Genomic DNA, 1,785 nt, shown 5'->3' with positions numbered 1-1,785 from the left:
CTGGGCGCTGTTCCCGGGCGACGTCGCCTACGTCTGGCACGCCGGCGTGCACGCCCGCATCGTGATCGAGAGCCTCGAGGCGACCGGCTTCGCGGTGCGCAGCCAGATCGTCTGGGCCAAGCCGCGCTTCGTGCTGGGGCGGGGGGACTACCACTGGCAGCACGAGCCCTGCCTCTACGCGGTGCGCAAGGGCGCGACGGGGCACTGGCAGGGGGCGCGGGACCAGGCGACGCTGTGGCCGATCGGCACCGGCGGCGACGAGGACGCGGCGACCGTGCACGGCACGCAGAAGCCCGTGGAATGCATGCGCCGGCCGATCTTGAACAACAGCGCCCCGGGGGAGGCGGCCTACGAGCCCTTCTGCGGCAGCGGCAGCACCATCATCGCCGCGGAGACCACGGGGCGGGTCTGCTACGCCATGGACATCGACTCCCGCTATGTCGATGTGGCGGTGCGGCGCTGGCAGGTCTTCACGGGCCGGGCCGCGGTGCTGGCCGGGGAGGAGCGGGTCTTCGACGACGTCGCCGCCGCCCGCGGGGCGCGGGCGGCGGCGTGATCCGCGTGGCGTTGGCCTCCTCAGGTGGCGATGCGGTAGATCGTGAAGGATCCCTTCGCGCCCTCCTTGTTCGGGCCGACCTGGCGCACGCGCTCGGCGGCGATCACGGTGATGCCCTGGCGCTTCTTGAGGCCGGCGAAGAACCCCCGCACCGTGTGCGGCGCCCAGCCGGTGGCCTCGGCGATCTGCGCCACCGTCGCGCCCTCGGGGCGGCGCAGCATCGCCAGCACCGTCTCCTGCTTGGTGCCCGCGCGCGGCTTGCGCGGCGCGGCGGGATCGCGCGGAGCGCGGGCGGGCGTGACCCCCGCCAGGGCGGCGCGCAGGCCCGCCATCGGCCCGTCGAGGGCGCTGACCATGTCCATCGCGCGGTTGGCGTCGTCGTCCCAGGCGGCGAGCACGGCCGCGGCAGCGTCGCGCAGGCGGGCCCGTGGGGCGGGCGTGGGCGCGGTGTGGGCGGGTTCGGCGGCCTCGGCGGGGACATCCGCCCCGGCGGTGTCCTCCCCGCCCGTGGTCGCCGTGTTGGCCACCGGCGCGGCCCCGGCGGTGCCGGTGAGCGGGTCGAAGGCCGCTTCGATGTCTTCGACCACCTCGCTCTCCGGCTCGATGCCGATGGCGCGCAGGCCGGCGTCGGTGATCTTGAGCAGCATCTCGTCGCCGTCCACCGTCCACTTCGCGACCGCGTCGTAGGCGGGGCGGTGCACGCCGATCACCAGGTCATTCTTGAGCAGGGCCTTCGCGACCGACTGCCGCGCCCCTGCGGGCAGGCTCTCGGGCGGATAGGCGAGGCGCTCGGGGTGCTGCGCGGCGGCGGTCAGAATGGTGCGCTGGGTGTCGGTGAGCTTCATCGTCGGGGTCTCCGGTTGCGGGAGCCGACCCTCGGCCCCCTACTGCCGGGAGCCCCGCCGGGCTCGGGCTCCCATCGCGGCTTGCCGCGATGGGAGCCCGCGGACCCGGTCGGGGCGGTGGCGGCGCCGCGTCGCGGCGCGCGGCGCTGGTCAGTCGCGCGCGTCCTCCGCGGCGATGCCCTCGTGGATCACGAAGCCCGTGAGGTAGGGCAGCCCGGCGGGGATGCCGGTCTCCCGTGCCGTGCGCCGGTCGATGCGCCAGCCCATCCAGGTCGCGGTGGCCCTGGTGATGGCGTCCGCGAGCCCGGTGCCTGCGTGCAGATGGTTGCTGACTTCGTCCGCGAAGTGGCGCCCGTGGCGGCTGTCGAGGAAGGCCCGCACCGC

General features: G+C 75.2%; 3 protein-coding genes. 1 reads left to right on the top strand and 2 read right to left on the bottom strand.

Annotation, left to right across the window (positions count from 1 at the left end; all coding sequences use genetic code 11):
• Positions 1 to 556, top strand: a 556-nt coding sequence (locus ET526_RS21005; protein ID WP_135471033.1) for a DNA-methyltransferase, incomplete at its 5' end; no start/stop codon positions are given.
• Between the two features lie 20 nt (positions 557 to 576).
• Here ET526_RS21005 and ET526_RS21800 read toward each other — a convergent pair.
• Positions 577 to 1,401, bottom strand: coding sequence for a DUF3489 domain-containing protein (locus ET526_RS21800; protein WP_204623754.1), 825 nt, complete (start codon positions 1,399 to 1,401; stop codon positions 577 to 579).
• A 150-nt stretch (positions 1,402 to 1,551) separates the two neighbouring features.
• A partial coding sequence (locus ET526_RS20995; protein ID WP_456305135.1) for a hypothetical protein occupies positions 1,552 to 1,785 on the bottom strand: 234 nt, incomplete at its 5' end.

The sequence above is a fragment of the Crenalkalicoccus roseus genome, assembly GCF_004761865.1.
In the GTDB taxonomy this organism is placed as follows: Bacteria; Pseudomonadota; Alphaproteobacteria; order Acetobacterales; family Acetobacteraceae; genus Crenalkalicoccus; species Crenalkalicoccus roseus.
The sequence above is the reverse complement of the archived record's forward strand: the minus strand, read 5'-3'. Positions and strand labels throughout refer to the sequence as shown.